The 19,666-nt window shown below is 54.3% G+C and carries 14 protein-coding genes and 1 riboswitch; of the genes, 4 read left to right on the forward strand and 10 right to left on the reverse strand.

The genetic code is table 11. The features are described 5' to 3' along the window. The first annotated feature begins 295 nt into the window (after positions 1–295). Entirely contained in the window at positions 296–1,111 is an 816-nt protein-coding gene (gene djlA / locus OGV77_RS10415) for a co-chaperone DjlA (protein ID WP_043018400.1), read from the forward strand. Positions 1,112–1,206: 95 nt separating this feature from the next. Here djlA and rluA read toward each other — a convergent pair whose 3' ends face one another. The 3 genes from rluA to polB all read right to left on the reverse strand — a co-directional run bounded on the left by rluA (position 1,207) and on the right by polB (position 7,313). Next, positions 1,207–1,866, reverse strand: coding sequence for a bifunctional tRNA pseudouridine(32) synthase/23S rRNA pseudouridine(746) synthase RluA (gene rluA / locus OGV77_RS10420; RefSeq protein WP_042312382.1), 660 nt, complete (start codon positions 1,864–1,866; stop codon positions 1,207–1,209). A gap of 11 nt (positions 1,867–1,877) precedes the next feature. Beyond that, positions 1,878–4,784 (reverse strand): RNA polymerase-associated protein RapA, encoded by a 2,907-nt coding sequence (rapA, locus tag OGV77_RS10425; RefSeq protein ID WP_087051004.1) that lies wholly within the window; start codon positions 4,782–4,784, stop codon positions 1,878–1,880. Between the two features lie 177 nt (positions 4,785–4,961). Continuing rightward, complete coding sequence (gene polB, locus OGV77_RS10430) at positions 4,962–7,313, reverse strand: DNA polymerase II (protein ID WP_043018403.1); 2,352 nt, start codon at positions 7,311–7,313, stop codon at positions 4,962–4,964. A 600-nt stretch (positions 7,314–7,913) separates the two neighbouring features. Between polB and OGV77_RS10435 the strand changes: the two genes are divergently transcribed. Continuing rightward, positions 7,914–8,297 (forward strand): DUF4751 family protein, encoded by a 384-nt coding sequence (locus OGV77_RS10435; RefSeq protein WP_043018405.1) that lies wholly within the window; start codon positions 7,914–7,916, stop codon positions 8,295–8,297. A gap of 42 nt (positions 8,298–8,339) precedes the next feature. Here the strand turns inward: OGV77_RS10435 and araD are convergent, their stop codons facing one another. The 3 genes from araD to araB form a co-directional block, all read right to left on the reverse strand. Continuing rightward, positions 8,340–9,035 carry an L-ribulose-5-phosphate 4-epimerase gene (gene araD / locus OGV77_RS10440; protein ID WP_043018406.1) on the reverse strand — a complete coding sequence of 232 codons (696 nt, stop codon included), beginning with the start codon at positions 9,033–9,035 and terminating at the stop codon, positions 8,340–8,342. A gap of 104 nt (positions 9,036–9,139) precedes the next feature. Beyond that, positions 9,140–10,642: an L-arabinose isomerase gene (gene araA, locus OGV77_RS10445; RefSeq protein ID WP_087051005.1), complete on the reverse strand. Its 1,503-nt coding sequence runs from the start codon at positions 10,640–10,642 to the stop codon at positions 9,140–9,142. A 10-nt stretch (positions 10,643–10,652) separates the two neighbouring features. Continuing rightward, entirely contained in the window at positions 10,653–12,362 is a 1,710-nt protein-coding gene (gene araB, locus OGV77_RS10450; RefSeq protein WP_087051006.1) for a ribulokinase, read from the reverse strand. Between the two features lie 339 nt (positions 12,363–12,701). Between araB and araC the strand changes: the two genes are divergently transcribed. Both araC and OGV77_RS10460 read left to right on the forward strand, forming a co-directional pair. After that, complete coding sequence (gene araC, locus OGV77_RS10455) at positions 12,702–13,547, forward strand: arabinose operon transcriptional regulator AraC (RefSeq protein WP_006686679.1); 846 nt, start codon at positions 12,702–12,704, stop codon at positions 13,545–13,547. Between the two features lie 119 nt (positions 13,548–13,666). Further along, on the forward strand, positions 13,667–14,434 hold the full coding sequence (locus OGV77_RS10460; protein ID WP_087051007.1) for a DedA family protein: 768 nt from the start codon (positions 13,667–13,669) through the stop codon (positions 14,432–14,434). 38 nt (positions 14,435–14,472) lie between these two features. Here the strand turns inward: OGV77_RS10460 and thiQ are convergent, their stop codons facing one another. From thiQ to sgrR, 4 genes are all read right to left on the reverse strand, one after another. Beyond that, positions 14,473–15,180 (reverse strand): thiamine ABC transporter ATP-binding protein ThiQ, encoded by a 708-nt coding sequence (thiQ, locus tag OGV77_RS10465; protein ID WP_087051008.1) that lies wholly within the window; start codon positions 15,178–15,180, stop codon positions 14,473–14,475. Next, entirely contained in the window at positions 15,164–16,774 is a 1,611-nt protein-coding gene (gene thiP, locus OGV77_RS10470; RefSeq protein ID WP_075145211.1) for a thiamine/thiamine pyrophosphate ABC transporter permease ThiP, read from the reverse strand. The genes thiQ and thiP overlap by 17 nt, the downstream gene beginning before the upstream one ends. Further along, positions 16,750–17,733, reverse strand: a complete 984-nt coding sequence (thiB, locus tag OGV77_RS10475) for a thiamine ABC transporter substrate binding subunit (protein ID WP_075145210.1) — start codon at positions 17,731–17,733, stop codon at positions 16,750–16,752. The genes thiP and thiB overlap by 25 nt, the downstream gene beginning before the upstream one ends. Positions 17,734–17,764: 31 nt before the next feature. Next, a riboswitch (TPP riboswitch) is annotated at positions 17,765–17,889 on the reverse strand. A 33-nt stretch (positions 17,890–17,922) separates the two neighbouring features. Beyond that, positions 17,923–19,578 carry an HTH-type transcriptional regulator SgrR gene (gene sgrR / locus OGV77_RS10480; protein ID WP_075145209.1) on the reverse strand — a complete coding sequence of 552 codons (1,656 nt, stop codon included), beginning with the start codon at positions 19,576–19,578 and terminating at the stop codon, positions 17,923–17,925. Positions 19,579–19,666 lie beyond the last annotated feature (88 nt).

Below are 19,666 nucleotides of genomic sequence, written 5' to 3' on the forward strand. Positions count from 1 at the left end.
TATTAATCCTGCCCATTTTATACCCGCCACCTTTCAAGCTGCATCGTCGTTGTCTTCCTCGTTCACCCCAGTCACTTACATGAGTAAGCTACAGGGGACTCACTACGTTGCCGCCTTGCTGCAACTCGAAATCCAACGGGTATAGCGTTTGTGGTGTTAGGCACGGCATTGAATGACAGGTATGATAATGCAAATTATAGGCGATGTCCCACAATTGACCGCAGCCGCAAATCGGTAAAAGCACCTTATATTGTGGGACATAGCCTGGCTGAGAGCATAAAGGTTTGGGGAGTCTATGCAGTATTGGGGAAAGATAATTGGTGTAGCCGTGGCCTTAATGATGGGCGGCGGCTTCTGGGGTGTGGTTCTGGGCCTGTTAGTTGGCCACATGTTCGACAAAGCCCGCATGCGCAAAATGGCGTGGTTTGCCAACCAACGTGAACGCCAGGCGCTGTTTTTTGCCACCACCTTTGAGGTGATGGGGCATCTGACCAAATCCAAAGGTCGCGTCACGGAAGCCGATATTCATATCGCCAGCCAATTGATGGATCGGATGAATTTGCACGGAGATTCGCGCACCGCCGCGCAACACGCCTTCCGGGTGGGAAAATCAGACAATTACCCCTTACGTGAAAAGATGCGTCAGTTTCGCAGCGTCTGTTTTGGTCGATTCGATCTGATCCGCATGTTTCTGGAGATTCAGATCCAGGCGGCATTTGCCGATGGGTCGTTGCATCCTAACGAGCGTGAAGTGCTGTATGTGATTGCTGAAGAGTTGGGGATCTCACGTACCCAATTTGATCAGTTCCTGCGCATGATGCAGGGCGGCGCGCAGTTTGGCGGCGGGTATCAACAGCAGTCCGGTGGCGGCGGTTGGCAGCAAGCGCAACGCGGCCCGACGCTGGAAGATGCCTGTAATGTACTGGGAGTGAAAGCGACCGATGATGCGACCACCATTAAGCGCGCATACCGTAAGCTGATGAGCGAGCACCATCCGGACAAACTGGTGGCGAAAGGCCTGCCGCCAGAAATGATGGAAATGGCGAAGCAAAAAGCGCAGGAAATTCAGAAGGCGTACGAGCTGATTAAGGATCAAAAAGGATTCAAGTGATTGAATTGCCGGATGCGGCTAGCGCCTTATCCGACCTACGTTAATGAATGTAGGCCGGGCAAGCGAAGCGCCCCCGGCATAAATTGGCTCAGAATTTAAAAATCCGCCGGGACTTTAAACGTCATACTGTTGCCGTATTCGGGATGCGTGATGGTTAACATCTCTGCGTGCAGCAGCAGGCGCGGTGCTAACGCCAGGGCTTGTGGCGGGGCGTAGAAGCGGTCGCCCAGGATCGGATGCCCTAATGCCAGCATATGCACACGCAGCTGGTGGGAGCGTCCGGTAATGGGTTTGAGCACAACCCGGGCGGTATTATCCGCCGCGAACTCCACCACCTCATACTCGGTCTGCGCCGATTTTCCGGTCTCATAACACACTTTCTGCTTTGGCCGGTTCGGCCAGTCGCAAATCAGCGGTAAATCAACCAGTCCCTCGGCAGGAGCGGGATGCCCCCACACGCGCGCAACATACTGTTTCTTCGGCTCACGTTCGCGAAACTGGCGCTTTAGTTCGCGCTCTGCCGCTTTCGTTAGCGCCACTACAATCACGCCGCTGGTGGCCATATCCAGACGATGTACGGATTCAGCTTGCGGATAATCGCGCTGAATGCGCGTCATCACGCTGTCTTTGTGCTCATCCAGACGGCCCGGCACGGACAACAAGCCGCTCGGTTTGTTGACCACCATAATGTGCTCATCCTGATACAGGATAACCAGCCAGGGTTCCTGCGGCGGATTATAGTTTTCCATCCCCATGTATGGCTCCGTTACTGATGCGTCACGACGATCAGGCGCAGGGCATCCAGACGCCAGCCTGCCTGATCCAGGCTTTCCATCACCTGTTGACGGTTGCTTTCAATTGCGCTGAGTTCGTCATCACGGATATTCGGGTTAACGGCGCGCAGCGCTTCCAGACGGGAGAGTTCTGCCGTCAGCTTCTCGTCCGCTTCTTTACGCGCCGCGTCGATCAACGCGCGGGCCGATTTTTCCACCAGCGCTTCGCCGAGCTGCAGAATGGCATGAACATCCTGCTGGACGGCGTTGACCAGTTTGCTACCGGTATGGCGGTTAACGGCGCTGAGCTGACGGTTAAAGGTTTCGAATTCAACCTGCGCGGCAAGGTTATTGCCGTTTTTGTCCAGCAGCATACGTACCGGCGTTGGCGGCAGGAAACGGTTTAACTGCAGCTGTTTCGGCGCTTGCGCTTCCACAACGTAGACCAGTTCAACCAGCAGAGTACCGACCGGTAACGCTTTGTTTTTCAACAACGAAATGGTGCTGCTACCGGTGTCGCCGGAGAGGATCAGATCCAGACCATTACGGATCAACGGATGTTCCCAGGTAATAAACTGCGCGTCTTCACGCGACAGAGCGACATCGCGCTCAAACGTAATGGTGCAACCATCTTCCGGCAGCCCAGGGAAATCTGGCACCAGCATATGATCGGACGGTGTGAGCACGATCAAATTGTCGCCACGGTCATCCTGATTAATACCAACGATATCAAACAGGTTCATCGCGAAGGCGATCAGACTGGTATCGTCGTCCTGCTCTTCAATACTTTCAGCAAGCCGTTGAGCTTTTTCGCCGCCGTTCGAATGGATCTCCAGCAGGCGATCGCGCCCTTGCTCCAGCTGTGCTTTCAGCGCGTCATGCTGTTCGCGGCAGGTCTTGATCAGATCGTCAAAGCCATCGGTGTTTTCTGGCTCAGCCAGGTAGCCGATTAGATTGTTATAGACTGTGTCATAGATGGTGCGTCCGGTCGGACAGGTGTGTTCGAACGCATCCAGACCTTCGTGGTACCAGCGCACCAGCACGGATTGCGCGGTTTTTTCCAGGTATGGAACGTGGATCTGGATATCATGCGCCTGACCAATACGGTCCAGACGGCCAATACGCTGTTCCAGCAGGTCCGGGTTGAACGGCAGATCAAACATCACCAGATTGCTGGCGAACTGGAAGTTACGTCCCTCGGAGCCGATTTCAGAGCACAGCATCACCTGGGCGCCGCTATCTTCTTCGCTAAACCAGGCCGCCGCGCGGTCACGTTCAATGATCGACATCCCTTCATGGAACACGGCGGCGCGGATACCTTCACGCTCGCGCAGTACCTGCTCCAGTTGAAGCGCGGTGGTGGCTTTCGCGCAGATGACCAGTACTTTTTGCGAGCGGTGGCTGGTCAGGTAGCCCATCAGCCATTCCACGCGTGGGTCAAAGTTCCACCAGGTGCCGGTGTCGCCTTCGAACTCCTGATAAATCTGTTCCGGGTAGAGCATGTCGCGCGCCCGGTCTTCCGCACTCTTACGCGCGCCCATAATGCCGGAGACTTTAATCGCCGTCTGGTATTGGGTTGGCAACGGTAATTTGATGGTATGCAGTTCGCGTTTCGGAAAGCCTTTCACACCGTTACGGGTATTACGGAACAGCACGCGGCTGGTGCCGTGGCGGTCCATCAGCATCGAAACCAGCTCCTGACGTGCGCTCTGGGCGTCTTCGCTGTCGCTGTTTGCCGCCTGCAATAACGGCTCAATATCCTGTTCGCCAATCATGTCGCCTAACATGTTCAGCTCATTGTTGCTCAGCTTGTTGCCAGCCAGCAGCATGGCGACGGCGTCGGCGACCGGACGGTAGTTTTTCTGTTCTTCAACAAACTGGGCGAAATCGTGGAAACGGTTTGGATCCAGCAGGCGCAGGCGCGCAAAGTGGCTTTCCAGGCCCAGCTGTTCAGGCGTTGCGGTCAGCAACAGGATACCCGGCACGCGCTCTGCCAGTTGTTCAACGGCCATATATTCACGGCTGGGCGCGTCTTCGCTCCACACCAGGTGGTGGGCTTCATCGACGATCAGCAGATCCCATTCGGCGTCACACAGGTGCTCCAGACGCTGTTTACTGCGACGGGCAAAGTCCAGCGAACAGATAACCAACTGTTCGGTTTCAAACGGGTTGTAGGCGTCGTGCTGCGCCTCTGCATAACGCTCATCATCGAACAGCGCAAAGCGCAGGTTGAAACGGCGCAGCATTTCGACCAGCCACTGGTGCTGTAGCGTCTCCGGGACGATGATTAGCACGCGTTCTGCAGCGCCGGAAAGTAGCTGTTGATGCAATATCATCCCGGCTTCAATGGTTTTACCTAAACCAACTTCATCAGCCAGCAGAACGCGAGGAGCATGGCGGCGGCCAACATCATGGGCAATGTTGAGCTGGTGGGGGATAAGGCTGGTACGTTGACCACGCAAACCACTCCATGGCATACGGTACTGCTCGCTCTGAAATTTACGCGCGCGATAGCGCAGCGCAAAGCGATCCATACGGTCAATCTGACCGGCAAACAGGCGATCCTGCGGTTTGCTGAATACCAGTTTGCTGTCGAGCAGCACTTCACGCAGCATGACACCGGTTTCTTCGGTATCAAGGCGGGTTCCGATATAGGCAAGCAGGCCGTTTTCTTCTTTTACTTCATCGACATGCAGTTGCCAGCCTTCATGGCTCGTTATCGTATCACCAGGATTGAACATCACGCGGGTCACGGGGGAATCACTGCGCGCATACAGACGGTTTTCGCCCGTCGATGAGAAAAGTAAAGTGACGGTTCGCGCATCCATGGCGACAACAGTACCAAGTCCCAATTCGCTTTCTGTATCGCTGATCCAGCGTTGACCAAGTGTAAAAGGCATATATGTTCGGCTCTATATCTTTAATTGCAGGCAATACTCGTCATTTTCCGGGCTAGTCCCCGTTATTGAGAGCATACGACCCCGCTACCAGGCTAATAAATCAGTGGTAGTGGTGTTAAATGGGTCCAGGAATGGAAAGGGCGCTATGGTACTGGATGGCGGCGGTTTCGTCACGCGTCAAAATAACCCCAGTTGTCCTGTGAGTAGTGTAGCAAAATTATCATCGATAAAGGGAAGAATTCCCTCGGCGACCGGCTGGATCTGACGGGTCAGATAATGCTCATAATCGAGAGCAGACTGCTGATAATCAACAGGTTCTGGGCCATTAATCGTCCAGACATATTTAATCGTACCGCGATTCTGATACTGAGGTGGACGCCCCAGTTTGACATTCTGCTCATCGGCTAGCCGCGCAGCGCGCACGTGTGGCGGAACATTGCGCTGGTATTCGCTCAACGGGCGGCGCAGACGCTTACGGTACACCAGTTGTTCATCCAGTTCACCCGCCATCAGACGGTCGATAGTCTCGCGAACGAACTCCTGATAGGGCTGGTTACGAAAAATTCGCAGGTATAACTCCTGCTGAAACTGCTGGGCCAGCGGTGTCCAGTCGGTTCGTACCGTTTCCAGCCCCTTAAACACCATGCGCTGCTCAGCGCCCGCCTGAATCATCCCGGCGTAGCGTTTTTTGCTGCCGGTATCTGCACCGCGAATGGTTGGCATCAGAAAGCGACAAAAGTGGGTTTCAAATTCCAGTTCCAGCGCGCTGGTCAGGTTTTGTTGCTTTAGCGACTGCGCCCACCAGTCGTTGACATAGCTCACCAGCTCACGGCCAATCCGGGCGGCATCCTCTTCTGAGTGCGCCTTTTTAAGCCAGACAAAGGTCGAGTCGGTATCGCCATAGATAACGTCGTAACCCTGAGCTTCAATCAGCGCTTTGGTCTGACGCATGATCGCGTGACCGCGCATGGTGATAGACGAAGCCAGCCTCGGGTCGAAAAAACGGCAGGCGGTGGTGCCAAGCACGCCGTAAAATGCGTTCATGATGATTTTCAGCGCCTGCGAGAGCGGCTTATTGCCATGGCGTTTGGCTTCATCGCGCCCATGCCAGATCTGGGTAACGATTTCCGGCAGGCAATGTTTTTCGCGTGAGAACCAGGCGTCAAGGAATCCTTCGGTGCTGTGCTCCGGATCCGGATGCGCCATCCCTTCAATAAGTCCCACCGGATCGATCAAAAATGTACGAATAATTGACGGGTACAGACTTTTGTAATCCAGTACCAGCACGGAGTCGTACAAACCCGGGCGTGAGTCCATTACGTAGCCGCCGGGGCTGGCGTGCGCGGGAACCTCCCCCAGATTTGGTGCCACGTAACCCGCCCGATGCATTCGCGGCAGGTAGAGATGGCCGAAGGCGGCAACGGAGCCGCCGTGCCGGTCGACCGGCAGGCCATTGACCGTCGATCGTTCCAGTAGGAATGGCATGATCTCGGTTTTATGAAAAATACGCGTGACCAGTTCACAGTCTTTGAGATTATAGGTGGCGAGCGCGGGCTTATCCTGGGCAAACCGGCGATCGATTTCGTCCATCCTGTCCCAGGGATTATCAATTGACTTCCCTTCGCCCAGCAGCTCCTGCGACACCGTCTCCAGCGAAAATGACGAGAAATTCCAGAATGCGGATTTGAGCGCCTCGATGCCGTCGATAATCAGGCGGCCTTTAGCCTGTGCGAAAAACACGCCGTTTTTGAAGCCATGCTCGCGCCACTCCAGCTCGCTATGATCACGACCAAAACGCAGAGGAATACGGTAACGTTCGGCATGCTTTTGCAGGACGCGTAAATCGAATTGCACGACGTTCCAGCCGATTATCACATCGGGATCGTGACGGGCAATCCAGTCGTTAAGTTTTTCCAGCAACAGCGGGCGGCTTGCGACGTACTCGAGTTCAAAATCCAGCGCTGAGGCGTCGCCGTTTTCCGGGCCGAGCATGTAGACAATACGCTGCCCACAACCTTCAAGACCGATACAGTAGAGTTCGCCGTGGCGCGTGGTTTCGATATCCAGCGATACCCATTTCAGCGGCGGTCGATAATCCGGGTTCGGCTTCAGCCGGGCATTAACCAGCGTGCCATTATGTCTGTCGCCTTCAACCCAAACAGGGGACGTGATAAAGCGCTCCATCAGATACCGCTCCGGCGGGCGCACGTCAGCCTCATAGACAGTAACCGCGTTTTCGCGCAGCAGTTTTTCCAGGCGCATAAGCTGGCGATGTGAGCGGCAATACAGGCCGGAAACGGACTGGCGGTGGAAGTCTTGCAACTGAAGCGGCGTCAGGCGATAGCCGTTTTCAGTGCGTAATAATGATGTTACGCGAGGAACCTGACTGCCAGGAATAAACGCCACCGACTCCTGAGGCGCGAGCGTGACTTGCAGTGGCCCGTCGTCTGTAGCCAGCCAGAATGAGACCTCAGTTCCCTGCGGGGTGTCCCGCCAGTGCCGGGTTAAAATAAAGCCTGCCTGCGCCACGCTACGTATCCATTAAAAAACCAGGCATTATTATAGCCTGGTTTACATGATTGTACTGTTATTTTGTACAGTTAAAAATGAACGTTGCAGGAAGTTGCCGCAACAGTAAAGGCAAAACTCCCTCTGCAGTAAAGTGTTACAGGGTCGGGTTTGGTATTGAATAAATGAATGCCGCTCTTGAATATTTTCCTTTGAATTATTTTATTGGCCTGTCATGGCTATTTGTATTTACTATTTCTTTGTGGTTATGTATTTTTCATAAGTTGGAAGTCCGCATCAGGATTTTTGTGTCATTTTCGGAATTGTGCTCATCCAGTTTTGTTACTTATCCCTCGGTTCAGAGAAAATTGTCCCTATTTTTATTTGTTTTTATTCATGGTTAGTGTAACTATTTTAATCGAAACATTCGGGTTATCAGGTTGAATATAATATATTTATATGGCTTGCTATTGTCTGGATAAAAACGGATTTTCAGTTCGATTTCGTCGGGAATATCTCTCTGTATAATTTGATTTTTATCGCTTAATATAATTTTATTCATCTGATAGCTCGAGTGTTTTATATCAATAGCTTGGGTGTGTTGTATGATGGAGAGGTATTATGAATGTTTATACTCAGGCGTTACAGGTAGGATATGATCACTATCTCTTCGTGAATACTCAGTTATCTAATCCTACAATTAAGTCGGTAAGTCGATACATTGAGTATAGAACGTGGTCAGGGCAAATCTGGCGTACTGAGGTTATTGAACGAGGGAATGCTTTTTTTCACTGGCAAGGACATGACAGAATAAATGGGCATCGTGATACGGTTATTAATTACTTATTGAACGGACAACGCTGGCAATCAACAATTGCAGATTATATTTTCTTTCATTCACTGGATGGGGAGGATACTCTGGGACATTATGATAACGTGATTAAATACGTTTGTGCTAATAACTGTATGTATCGCAGTTCGTTTGCAGAATATATAACGGAATAAAAAGAAAGCGCGCCACTCTTTCCGGGCGCGCTTGTATTAATTTCACTGCCCATAGTAGGCTTTTGCGCCGTGTTTGCGCAGGTAGTGTTTATCCAGCAGGGTTTGTTGCATATCCGGCAACTGTGGCGCGAGTTGACGGCAGAAGATCCCCATATAGGCGACTTCTTCCAGCACAATGGCGTTATGCACCGCATCCTCGGCATTTTTTCCCCAGGCAAACGGACCGTGAGAATGCACCAGCACGCCAGGCATCTGCGAAGCGTCAATGCCTTGTTTCTCAAAGGTTTCAACGATCACGTTACCGGTTTCCCACTCATATTCGCCGTTGATTTCGTCCTCGGTCATTTTCCGCGTGCAGGGAATAGAACCGTAGAAATAATCCGCATGGGTGGTACCCGTGGCCGGAATCGACTGACCGGCCTGCGCCCAGATGGTTGCATGGCGTGAATGAGTATGAACAATACCGCCAATGGTTGGGAATGCCTGATACAGCAGACGGTGCGTCGGGGTATCGGATGAGGGTTTCTTCGTACCTTCTACAACTTCACCGGTAGCGATACTGACGACGACCATATCTTCTGCGGTCATTACGCTGTAATCGACCCCGGAAGGTTTGATCACAAACACGCCGCGATCGCGATCGACAGCGCTGACGTTCCCCCAGGTCAGGGTGACCAGATTGTGCTTAGGTAACGCCAGATTGGCTTCCAGTACCTGACGTTTGAGATCTTCTAACATGATGCTCTCCGATGAATCTTGCCGGATGGCGCTACGCTTATCCGGCCTACAAATCGCACATCCTGTAGGCCGGATAAGGTGTCTACGCCGCCAACCGGCAGTTGTTAACGTTTGAAGCCGTAATACACTTCGTTCCAGCGCAGTGCGTCCTTAAAGGCCGGCAGACGGGTATCGTTATCGATCACTGCGATCTCGATATCGTGCATTTCAGCGAACTGGCGCATATCGTTCAGATCCAGCGCGTGGCTGAAGACGGTGTGGTGCGCGCCACCGGCGAGGATCCAGGCTTCAGATGCGGTTGGCAGATCCGGCTGGGCCTTCCACAATGCGTTAGCCACCGGCAGTTTCGGCAGGGAGTGCGGCGTTTGCACCGTGTCGATGCAGTTAACCAGCAGGCGATAACGATCGCCGAGATCGATCAGGCTGGCAACCACTGCCGGGCCAGTTTTAGTGTTGAAGATCAGACGGGCAGGATCGTCTTTACCACCAATGCCGAGATGCTGTACGTCGAGGATCGGTTTCTCTTCCACCGCGATGGTCGGGCACACTTCCAGCATGTGCGAACCGAGCACCAGATCGTTGCCTTTCTCGAAGTGGTAGGTGTAATCCTCCATAAATGAGGTGCCGCCCTGCAGACCGGTTGACATCACCTTCATGATGCGAAGCAGAGCGGCGGTTTTCCAGTCGCCTTCGCCCGCAAAGCCGTAGCCTTGTTGCATCAGACGCTGTACGGCCAGACCCGGGAGTTGTTTCAGGCCGTGCAAATCTTCAAATGTCGTCGTAAAGGCGTGGAATCCGCCCTGTTCCAGGAAGCGTTTCATCCCCAGTTCAATACGGGCGGCTTCCAGTACGTTCTGACGTTTTTCACCATTGACTTGCGTCGCCGCCGTCATGGTGTAGGTGCTTTCGTACTCGTCGATCAGCGCGTTGATTTCGCCGTCGCTAATTGCGTTCACTACCTGCACCAGATCGCCCACGGCCCAGGTATTTACCGAGAAACCGAATTTGATCTGTGCCGCAACTTTATCGCCGTCAGTGACCGCAACTTCGCGCATATTGTCGCCAAAACGGCAGACTTTCAGATGGCGGGTATCCTGTTTGGACACGGCCTGGCGCATCCAGGAGCCAATACGCTCGTGCGCTTGTTTATCCTGCCAGTGACCAGTGACCACGGCATGCTGCTGACGCATACGCGCCCCGATGAAGCCGAACTCACGGCCGCCGTGTGCGGTCTGGTTCAGGTTCATAAAGTCCATATCAATGCTGTCCCACGGCAGGGCGGCGTTGAACTGGGTGTGGAACTGCATCAGCGGTTTGTTGAGGATAGTCAGACCATTAATCCACATTTTTGCAGGGGAGAAGGTATGCAGCCAGACCACCAGGCCTGCGCAGCGATCGTCATAGTTGGCATCACGACAGATAGCGGTAATTTCGTCAGGTGAAGTACCCAGCGGTTTTAATACCAGTTTGCAGGGCAGTTTAGCTTCAGTATTCAGTGCGTTAACAACGTGCTCGGCATGTTGGGTTACCTGACGCAGTGTTTCCGGGCCATACAGATGCTGGCTACCAATCACAAACCACACTTCATAGTTATCAAAAATCGTCATTGTCGTGTCCTTAATGTGTCAGGGTTGCCAGGTCTACCGGGGCTTGTTGCGCCGGAGCGGCAGTCGGAAGGTACTGTTGTTCAGCGCTTACTGCCCATTGCTGATAGCGGCGGTAAAGCTGTTCAAAACGTTGAGCCTGCTCTGGGCGAGGTTGCAGCGTGTTTTCCACGGCGCTCGCCATTTGTTGCTGCGCGGCTGGAATGTCTGCATGGACCTGCGCGGCAACGGCGGCGAAGATTGCCGCACCGAGCGCACAGCACTGGTCTGAAGCGACAATCTGCAGCGGACGGTTTAGCACGTCACAGCAGGCCTGCATGATGACCGGGTTTTTACGCGCGATACCGCCAAGCGCCATGACGTTGTTAACCGCAATGCCTTGTTCGGTGAAGCATTCCATGATGGCGCGTGCGCCAAAGGCCGTGGCGGCAATCAGACCACCGAACAGCGCCGGCGCGTCGGTTGCCAGATTCAGATCGGTAATTACGCCTTTCAGACGCTGATTGGCATTGGGCGTACGGCGACCGTTGAACCAGTCGAGCACTACCGGCAGATGATCAAGCGATGGATTTTTCGCCCAGGCTTCGGTTAGCGCTGGCAGCAGCTGTTTTTGGCTGGCTTTAATCTGGGACTGCAGCTCCGGGTGTTGCGCGGCAAGCTGTTCCAGCGGCCAGCTCAGCACGCGGCTAAACCAGGCATAAATATCGCCGAATGCAGACTGACCCGCCTCGAGGCCAATAAAATGCGGCACCACGCTGCCATCAACCTGGCCGCAAATGCCTTTCACCGCGCGCTCGCCGACGCTGTGCTTGTCGGCAATCAGAATGTCGCAGGTCGACGTGCCGATGACTTTCACCAGCGTATTGGGCTGTGCGCCCGCGCCGACCGCCCCCATATGGCAGTCAAAAGCGCCGCCGGCAATCACCACGCTTTCCGCTAACCCCAGACGCTGTGCCCACTCGGTGCACAGGGTGCCAACCGGCAGGTCGGCCGTGAAGGTATCGGTAAACATTGGGTATTGCAGATGGCGGTTGAGGATGGGGTCAAGTTCGTCAAAGAAGCTGGCTGGCGGCAGACCGCCCCAGCTTTCATGCCACAGGGATTTATGCCCGGCGCTGCAGCGACCGCGGCGAATATCCTGCGGGCGTACGGTGTTGGAGAGCAGGGCCGGAACCCAGTCGCACAGCTCAATCCACGAGACCGCAGCTTCGGCAACCGCGTGGTCCTGGCGAGTCACATGCAGGATTTTGGCCCAGAACCATTCGCTGGAATAAATACCGCCGATATAGCGGGAGTAATCGCTCTTGCCCGGCGTGTGGCACAGGCGGGTGATTTCTTCAGCTTCTTCTACTGAGGTGTGATCTTTCCACAGAACAAACATTGCATTTGGGTTTTCCGCGAACTCCGGACGCAGCGCCAGTACGTTGCCGTCGGCATCGATGGGGGCCGGGGTTGAACCGGTACTGTCAACGCCAATGCCGACCACTTCCGCGCGTTGTTCCGCGCTCAGTTCGGCCAGTACGGTTTTCAGCGCCGCTTCCATGGATTCAATGTAGTCGCGCGGATGATGGCGAAACTGGTTGTTCGGGCCGTCGCAATACTGCCCTTGCTGCCAACGTGGGTACCACTCTACGCTGGTGGCGATTTCTTCACCGGTGGCACATTCCACTGCCAATGCGCGTACTGAATCACTGCCAAAATCGAGGCCAATTGCAATCGCCATCGTCTTACTCCATCCAAAAATACGGGTATGGATAAACAGTAGTGAGTGGGGATAAAAACCGTCAGGCAGGATCCGCTAATCTTATGGACTAAAATGCTGTGGGATCACAAAGTGTGACGCTGTGCAAATAATCAATGTGGACATTTCTGCCGTAGTTATAGACACTTTTGTTAGCTGATTTTGACGTTGGCCCAGTACATGTTTTTTACAAATTGCTTTTCACAAGCGGGGTTGATGGTCCATTACCGCAAACACTGCGGCACGCAGGGGCGATGCCGATGATGTCTGGCGTTATATGGACAAATTGTTTCTTAGCAGAATATAGGGAGTATTGAAATTATGGCTGAAACGCAAAACGATCCCTTGCTGCCAGGCTATTCGTTTAACGCGCATTTGGTGGCCGGATTAACCCCCATTGAGGCAAACGGGTACCTGGATTTTTTTATCGACAGACCGCTGGGGATGAAGGGTTATATCCTCAATCTCACCATCCGTGGCGAAGGGGTTATTAATAATCAGGGCAAGCAGTTTGTCTGCCGGCCTGGTGATATTTTGCTGTTTCCACCTGGAGAAATTCACCATTATGGACGTCATCCTGACGCCAGCGAATGGTATCACCAGTGGGTTTACTTTCGCCCGCGCGCTTACTGGCAGGAGTGGCTGGCCTGGCCGGCCATTTTTGCCCAGACCGGTTTCTTTCGTCCGGATGAAGCGCATCAGCCGCATTTTAATGAACTGTTTGGGCAGATAATCAACGCCGGACAGGGAGAAGGCCGCTATTCCGAACTGTTAGCGATTAATTTACTGGAGCAGTTATTGCTGCGACGGATGGAAGCTATTAACGAATCGCTGCACCCGCCCATGGACAACCGCGTACGCGATGCCTGCCAGTACATCAGCGATCACCTGGCGGACAGTAATTTTGACATCGCCAGCGTCGCGCAGCATGTCTGCCTGTCGCCTTCCCGCTTGTCGCATCTCTTCCGCCAACAGCTTGGAATTAGCGTATTAAGCTGGCGTGAGGATCAGCGCATCAGCCAGGCAAAGCTATTGCTGAGTACCACACGTATGCCGATCGCCACCGTCGGGCGCAATGTTGGCTTTGACGATCAGCTCTATTTTTCTCGTGTTTTCAAAAAATGTACCGGCGCCAGCCCGAGCGAGTTCCGTGCTGGATGTGAATAAAAAGTGAATGATGTGTCCTGAAAGTTGTCATAACTGGCAATCTATTCAGACAATTGATGGCTTGACGAAGTTGAGAAGGGTTATCAAAATCCCTGCTTCGTAAATCTGACGGACACATTATGCAAGCATTGCTGGAACACTTTATTCTCCAGTCCGCCCTGTACTCTCTGATCGCCGTACTTCTGGTGGCCTTTTTGGAGTCGCTGGCGCTGGTTGGCCTGATTCTGCCCGGGACCGTGATGATGGCGGGGCTGGGGGCGCTGATTGGCAGCGGCGAACTGAACTTCTGGCATGCCTGGCTTGCGGGCATCATTGGTTGCCTGTTGGGGGACTGGATCTCCTTCTGGTTGGGTTGGCGCTTTAAAAAGCCGCTGCACCGTTGGTCGTTCATGAAAAAGAACAAGGCGCTGCTGGATAAAACCGAGCACGCGCTGCATCAGCACAGCATGTTTACTATTCTGGTGGGCCGTTTTGTCGGGCCGACGCGTCCACTGGTGCCGATGGTGGCGGGCATGCTGGATCTGCCTGTCGCTAAATTTATCGTCCCGAACATTATTGGCTGCATCCTGTGGCCGCCGTTCTATTTCCTGCCGGGTATTTTGGCGGGAGCGGCAATCGATATTCCTTCTGATATGCAGAGCGGAGATTTCAAATGGTTGCTGCTGGGGACGGCGCTGCTGCTATGGGTGGGCGGTTGGCTGTGCTGGCGGCTGTGGCGCAGTGGCAAAGCGGCTGTCGATCGCCTAACCGCCTGGTTCCCCCGCAGCCGTTTGCTGTATCTGGCGCCGTTGACGCTCGGGATCGGCGTGGTCGCGCTGGTGGCGTTACTGCGTCATCCGCTGATGCCGGTGTATATCGATATTCTGCGCAAAGTTGTGGGTTACTAGCGATTCCTTTGCCGGATGGCGGCTTCGCCTTATCCGGCCTACGAAATATGAGGGTTGATGCCTAACAGCGCTGAGGCACTGGCTTGACCGCTTAGTAGCTCGTCTGTTTTGCCTTGCCACGCAATGCGTCCATCGGCGACCACAACCGATCGGGGCGCAATTCGCGCCGCATCTTCTACGCTGTGAGAAACCATCAGCAATGTAAGCTGTTTCTCGCGACAGACCTCGGCGACCAGCGTTAACATCTCCTGGCGCAGCGCAGGATCGAGCGCAGAGAACGGTTCATCAAGCAGCAAAATGGGTTGTTCTCGCACCAGGCAACGCGCCAACGCCACGCGTTGTCGCTGTCCGCCGGAAAGCTCGCCGGGGAGGCGCTCCAGCAGAGAGTCGATCCCCATTTGCTGGGCGATGTGGCGCATTTTCTCCCGCTGAAGCGCGTTCAGCTTTAATCCCGGGTTAAGGCCCAGGCCAATGTTTTGCTGCACGCTCAGGTGGCTGAACAGGTTATTTTCCTGAAACAGCATGGAAACGGGGCGGCGTGAGGGCGGCGTGGCGGTGTGATCTTCACCTTCAATCATCATCGTGCCGCTGGCTGGCGTGAGAAAGCCGGCAATCAGATTCAGCAACGTACTTTTCCCGGCGCCGCTGGGCCCGAGCACCGCTACCTGCTCGCCGCGCGTGACCGACAGCGTAAAGCGCATGGGCAAATGGTGATAAAGCCATGTGATATCAATCAGTTTTAACATTTCGACCCGGCAATTTTTCAATAACGGTAAACAGCGTAAAGCACAGGATCAGCAGTAATAACGCCGTAACCGCGCCATCCTGACTGCGATAAGAGCCAATCTGCTGATATAAATAAAACGGCAGGGTGCGGAAATCCTCATTACCAAATAACGCCACCACGCCAAAATCGCCAATCGACAGCACGCAGGCAAAAGCCATCGCCTGCGCTAGCGGACGCTTCAGGGCGCGCAGTTCAACCACTTTCAGCCGCGACCATCCCTCTATTCCCAACGACTGGCACAACATACTGTAGCGCGCAGTGACGTCACGCATTGGGTTTTCCAGCACTTTCAGCGCGTAAGGGATCGCCATCAGCGCATTGGTAAAAATGACAATGCCGTCGGCAGATTCGGGGAGCCCAATAGTATTATTGAGCAGCAGAAAGAAGCCGGTAGCTAGCACGATACCCGGCATGGCGAGGATCATCATGCCGCTCAGCTCCAGCATTTGACCTGCCAGCACCTGCTGTCGGGCACGTAGTTCACGGCTGCTCCATAACAGCATCATGGTGAGTACAATGCACAACGCTCCTGCCGCCAGCGCAATGCGCAGCGAGGTTCCCAGCGCCTGCCACAGTACAGGTTGCCTAAGAACATCCAGCATATGGCGGTTAAAGCCATCGACAATCACCGCCAGCAGCGGCGGCAACAACAGCAGCAGGGCCAGAATAATCAGCAGAGCGTCTGTCAGGCGGCTGTGCAAACGATCGTCGGGATCGCGCCAGCCCTGAACCAGCGTGGTGCCGGGAGCAATAGCGCGGCTCAGACGTTGGCTGAGCAGTACCAGCGCTAAACAACAAACCATCTGGATCAACGCCAGCATGGCTGCACGACCGGGATCGTAATCAAAGTTAAGCGCCTGATAAATCGCCAGCTCGATGGTGGTGGCCTGCGGTCCGCCGCCCAGCGACAAAACGGTGGCGAAGCTGGCGAAACAGAGCATAAAGATGAGCGCCGCCACGGGAAGGATCTGACGGCGTAGCCATGGCCATTCAACAAAGCGGAAGAAATGCCAGCCGCGCATACCCAACTGAGCGGCTAACTGTCGTTGTTCGCCGGGAATATTTTCCAGTGATTGCAACAGCAGACGACTGGCCATCGGCAGATTGAAAAAGACGTGCGCCAGCAGAATGCCCTGTAAACCGTATGGCGAAAAGGTCCATTCCAGCCCCAATGTATGCCAGAGCGAGGCCAGCCAGCCCTGACGACCATAGACGCTAAGAATACCGAAGACCGCCACCAGCACTGGCAGGATTAACGTCATCGCGCACAGGCGCAGCAGCGCCAGACGTCCAGGAAAACGACGACGATAGAGCGCTCTTGCCAGGAAAATCGCCGGGATGACCGACAGCACTGCGGATAAAAAAGCCTGCCAGAAAGAAAAGCGCACCACGTGCCACAGGTAGTCGTCCTGCCACAGCGAGAGCCATTCTCCCTGCGGGGCGTTAAACCACAGTGCCAGAAACGCGGCCAGGGCAACGGCCACCATCAGCGTGGCGGCGGTAAGCCCTGGAACCAGCCAGCCGGGAATTAACGGCTGACGGCGCGTTGCCATTCGCTAATCCATACCTGGCGTTGAGCTGCAACCTGCTGCGGCGTAAATTCCAGCGCGGTGGCTGGTTTATTCAGTTGCTCGAATCCTGGCGGCAGGGCGACCTGCGTTACCGGATACATCCAGTTGCCGGTCGGAATCGCATTCTGAAATGCCGGAGACACCATAAACTTCAGGAATTTCTCGGCCAGTTCCGGCTGCTTGCTGGCCGCGGTACGAGCGGCGACTTCCACCTGCAAATAATGGCCCTCGCTAAAGTCGGCTGCGGCGTAGTTGTCTTTTTTCTCGGCGATGATGTGATAGGCCGGAGAGGTGGTATAACTGAGCACCAGATCGCTTTCACCTTTCAGGAACAGGCCGTAGGCTTCGCTCCAGCCCTTGGTGACGGTGACGGTTTTGGCTGCCAGTTTCTGCCACGCCTCTGGCGCTTTATCGCCATAGACTTTCTGCATCCATAGCAGCAGACCCAGACCAGGCGTGCTGGTGCGCGGATCCTGATAAATGACGCGCCATTTCTGGTCGCTTTCTACCAGTTCTTTCAGACTTTTGGGCGGATTCTTCAGCTTGTTCTTATCGTAAACGAAGGCGAAATAGCCGTAGTCAAACGGAACGAAGGTATCGTTTTTCCAGCCGCCGGGCACGTTAACGGCGTCACCTGGCACACCGCTTTTGGCGAACAATTTGGTTTGCGTTGCGGCTTCCAGAAGGTTGTTATCCAGACCCAGCACGATGTCGGCTTTGCTGTTTTTTCCTTCCATGCGCAGGCGGTTAAGCAGTGAGACGCCATCTTCCAGCGCGACCAGTTTCAGCTCGCAGTTGCAGTCAGCTTCAAAGGCTTTTTTGATTGTCGGGCCTGGGCCCCAGTCAGCTGCGAACGAGTCGTAGGTGTAGACGGTCAGTACAGGTTTAGCGAAGGCAGGCGCTGCGCACAGCAGTAAAAGCGGAAGACATTTTTTAAACACTTTGCACCTCAAGAGTTGGGTGGCAAAGGACTTGAGGAACTGACTCAAATCCCTTCGCCGGCATTATCCGGATCAGGTTCGACGGGTATCTCTCAGCCCATACGCAGATCGAATGATTTTGTGTATGTTTTTTATTTAGCACCCCGTTGAGAACGGCGTTAGTGTAATGATTTTGTTGCTCAGCAGCAATTAAGGATCCGGCGGTGCAAACCACGCCGATTTAAAATCAAACCAGCCTAGAGTATTCATGCGTAGCCCGCGCATACTGCGCTGGCCCTGAATGATCAGCCAGTGGTGGATCAACGGCACAATGGCCTTTGTGGCGAGCATCTGTTGGCACCATGCCGCCAGGCTCATTTCACCGGTTCGCCAGCGGGCGGCATCGTTTTCCCAGTCCCGCGAGATACAGTTTTGCAGTAATGGGACTTCGCAGAGATGCGCGAACAACGAGAAGTCCAGCGGTAGGGTAAAGTTGGCGCTGTTGAGCCAGATATCACTGACTATTTCACCCGCATGCCATTGATCGTAGTCGATCTCCTGAATATTCAACTGTACCTGATGTTCCGCCAGCAGCGTTTTCATGATCTGCGCGATAATCCGGTGTTCGATGTGATCGCGATAGTAAGTGAGAGTCAGCGTTTCCAGTCCGGCTGGTTTTTCACCATGGCCGGGTCTGGCATGGTGCCAGCGGGGAAGCAAACCGTAGGCGGGGAACCACAGTCGTTGGTACTGTTCGTCGGCGTGGCAGATTAAATGGGTTGGCGAGAGAACGCGGCTAGCCCACTCGCGGACCTCTTGATTAGCGCCACGGTGGGTGCGCGTATCAAACAGCAGGTAGTAGCAGCCTTCTTCGAGCCGGCTCTCGATCGCCTTTTCATCCTCCGTGGGGCCTTTTAGCGTCAACCCGCCGCCAGGCTCTTCGCCGATGTCGGGCAGCACCCAAACGTTAACTTCGTCGATCAGCGCCCGGTAGCCAAAGTAATCATCAAATGCGTGAATCTTCAGTTGGTTATTGGTATTGCGAATCACCGCATATGGACCAGTGCCAATCGGGTGACTGGAGAAGTTATTTAACGTTTCCCATTCTCGCGGCAGGATCATGGCGGGGACTTGCCCCAATAACCAGGGAAGCCAGCGGTCAGGCTGGGACAGATGGATATCCAACGTCCAGGCCGTGGGCGAGACGATTTGCGTGATGTGTGAGTACAACGGCAGAGCGTTAATGCGCGTCAGCGAGGCGATGACATCTTCCATTTCCAGTTCGCGGCCATGATGGAAATGGATCCCCGGGCGCAGGAAAAATCGCCAGTGTAAAGGTGAAATCTGCTGCCAGTGATGGGCGATGTCCGCTTCCAGTTCCCCATTTTCCTCATTTACCCGTATTAGGGCGCTGAAGATTTGCCGGGCGATATGGGTTTCGGAGCGGCGCAATGCCGTACCCGGAAGCAGGTTGTGCATGGGACGATAATAGAGAACGCGCATGATGTGTCGACCCTGGCGAAAACTGCGGCCGAGGTGGGAAACCAGCATCTGCCGTACGGCCGTTTTGTCACCGACCAGTTGCACCAGTTGATCGATGCGATCCTGTTCCAGCAGGTCTTCTGCCCGCTGCTGCTGGAGCGCCAACCCGGTATAGAGGAATGTCAGGCGCGAGCGTTTACCTCGTCCAACTTCGGCTTCCCACGTTAACCAGCCGCGTTCCTGCATGGTATTAAGCAGCGTACGCATATGGCGGCGCGAGCAGCTCAGAAGCTCCGCCAGCTCGTTAAGCGTCGTGTCTTGCGTTTTGCCGTCGCAGCATTGCCACAGACGGATGAACTGTTGTTGCAAACGACCAGAAGACATAAAAGGGGAACTCCTGCGGAAAACTCAGCAATTTTATAATCCCTATATTAAGCCAATAATAAATTCCGATGAAGCGATGAGACAACGA

The organism is Citrobacter sp. Ce129 (genome assembly GCF_030334545.1).
GTDB lineage: Bacteria > Pseudomonadota > Gammaproteobacteria > Enterobacterales > Enterobacteriaceae > Citrobacter > Citrobacter europaeus.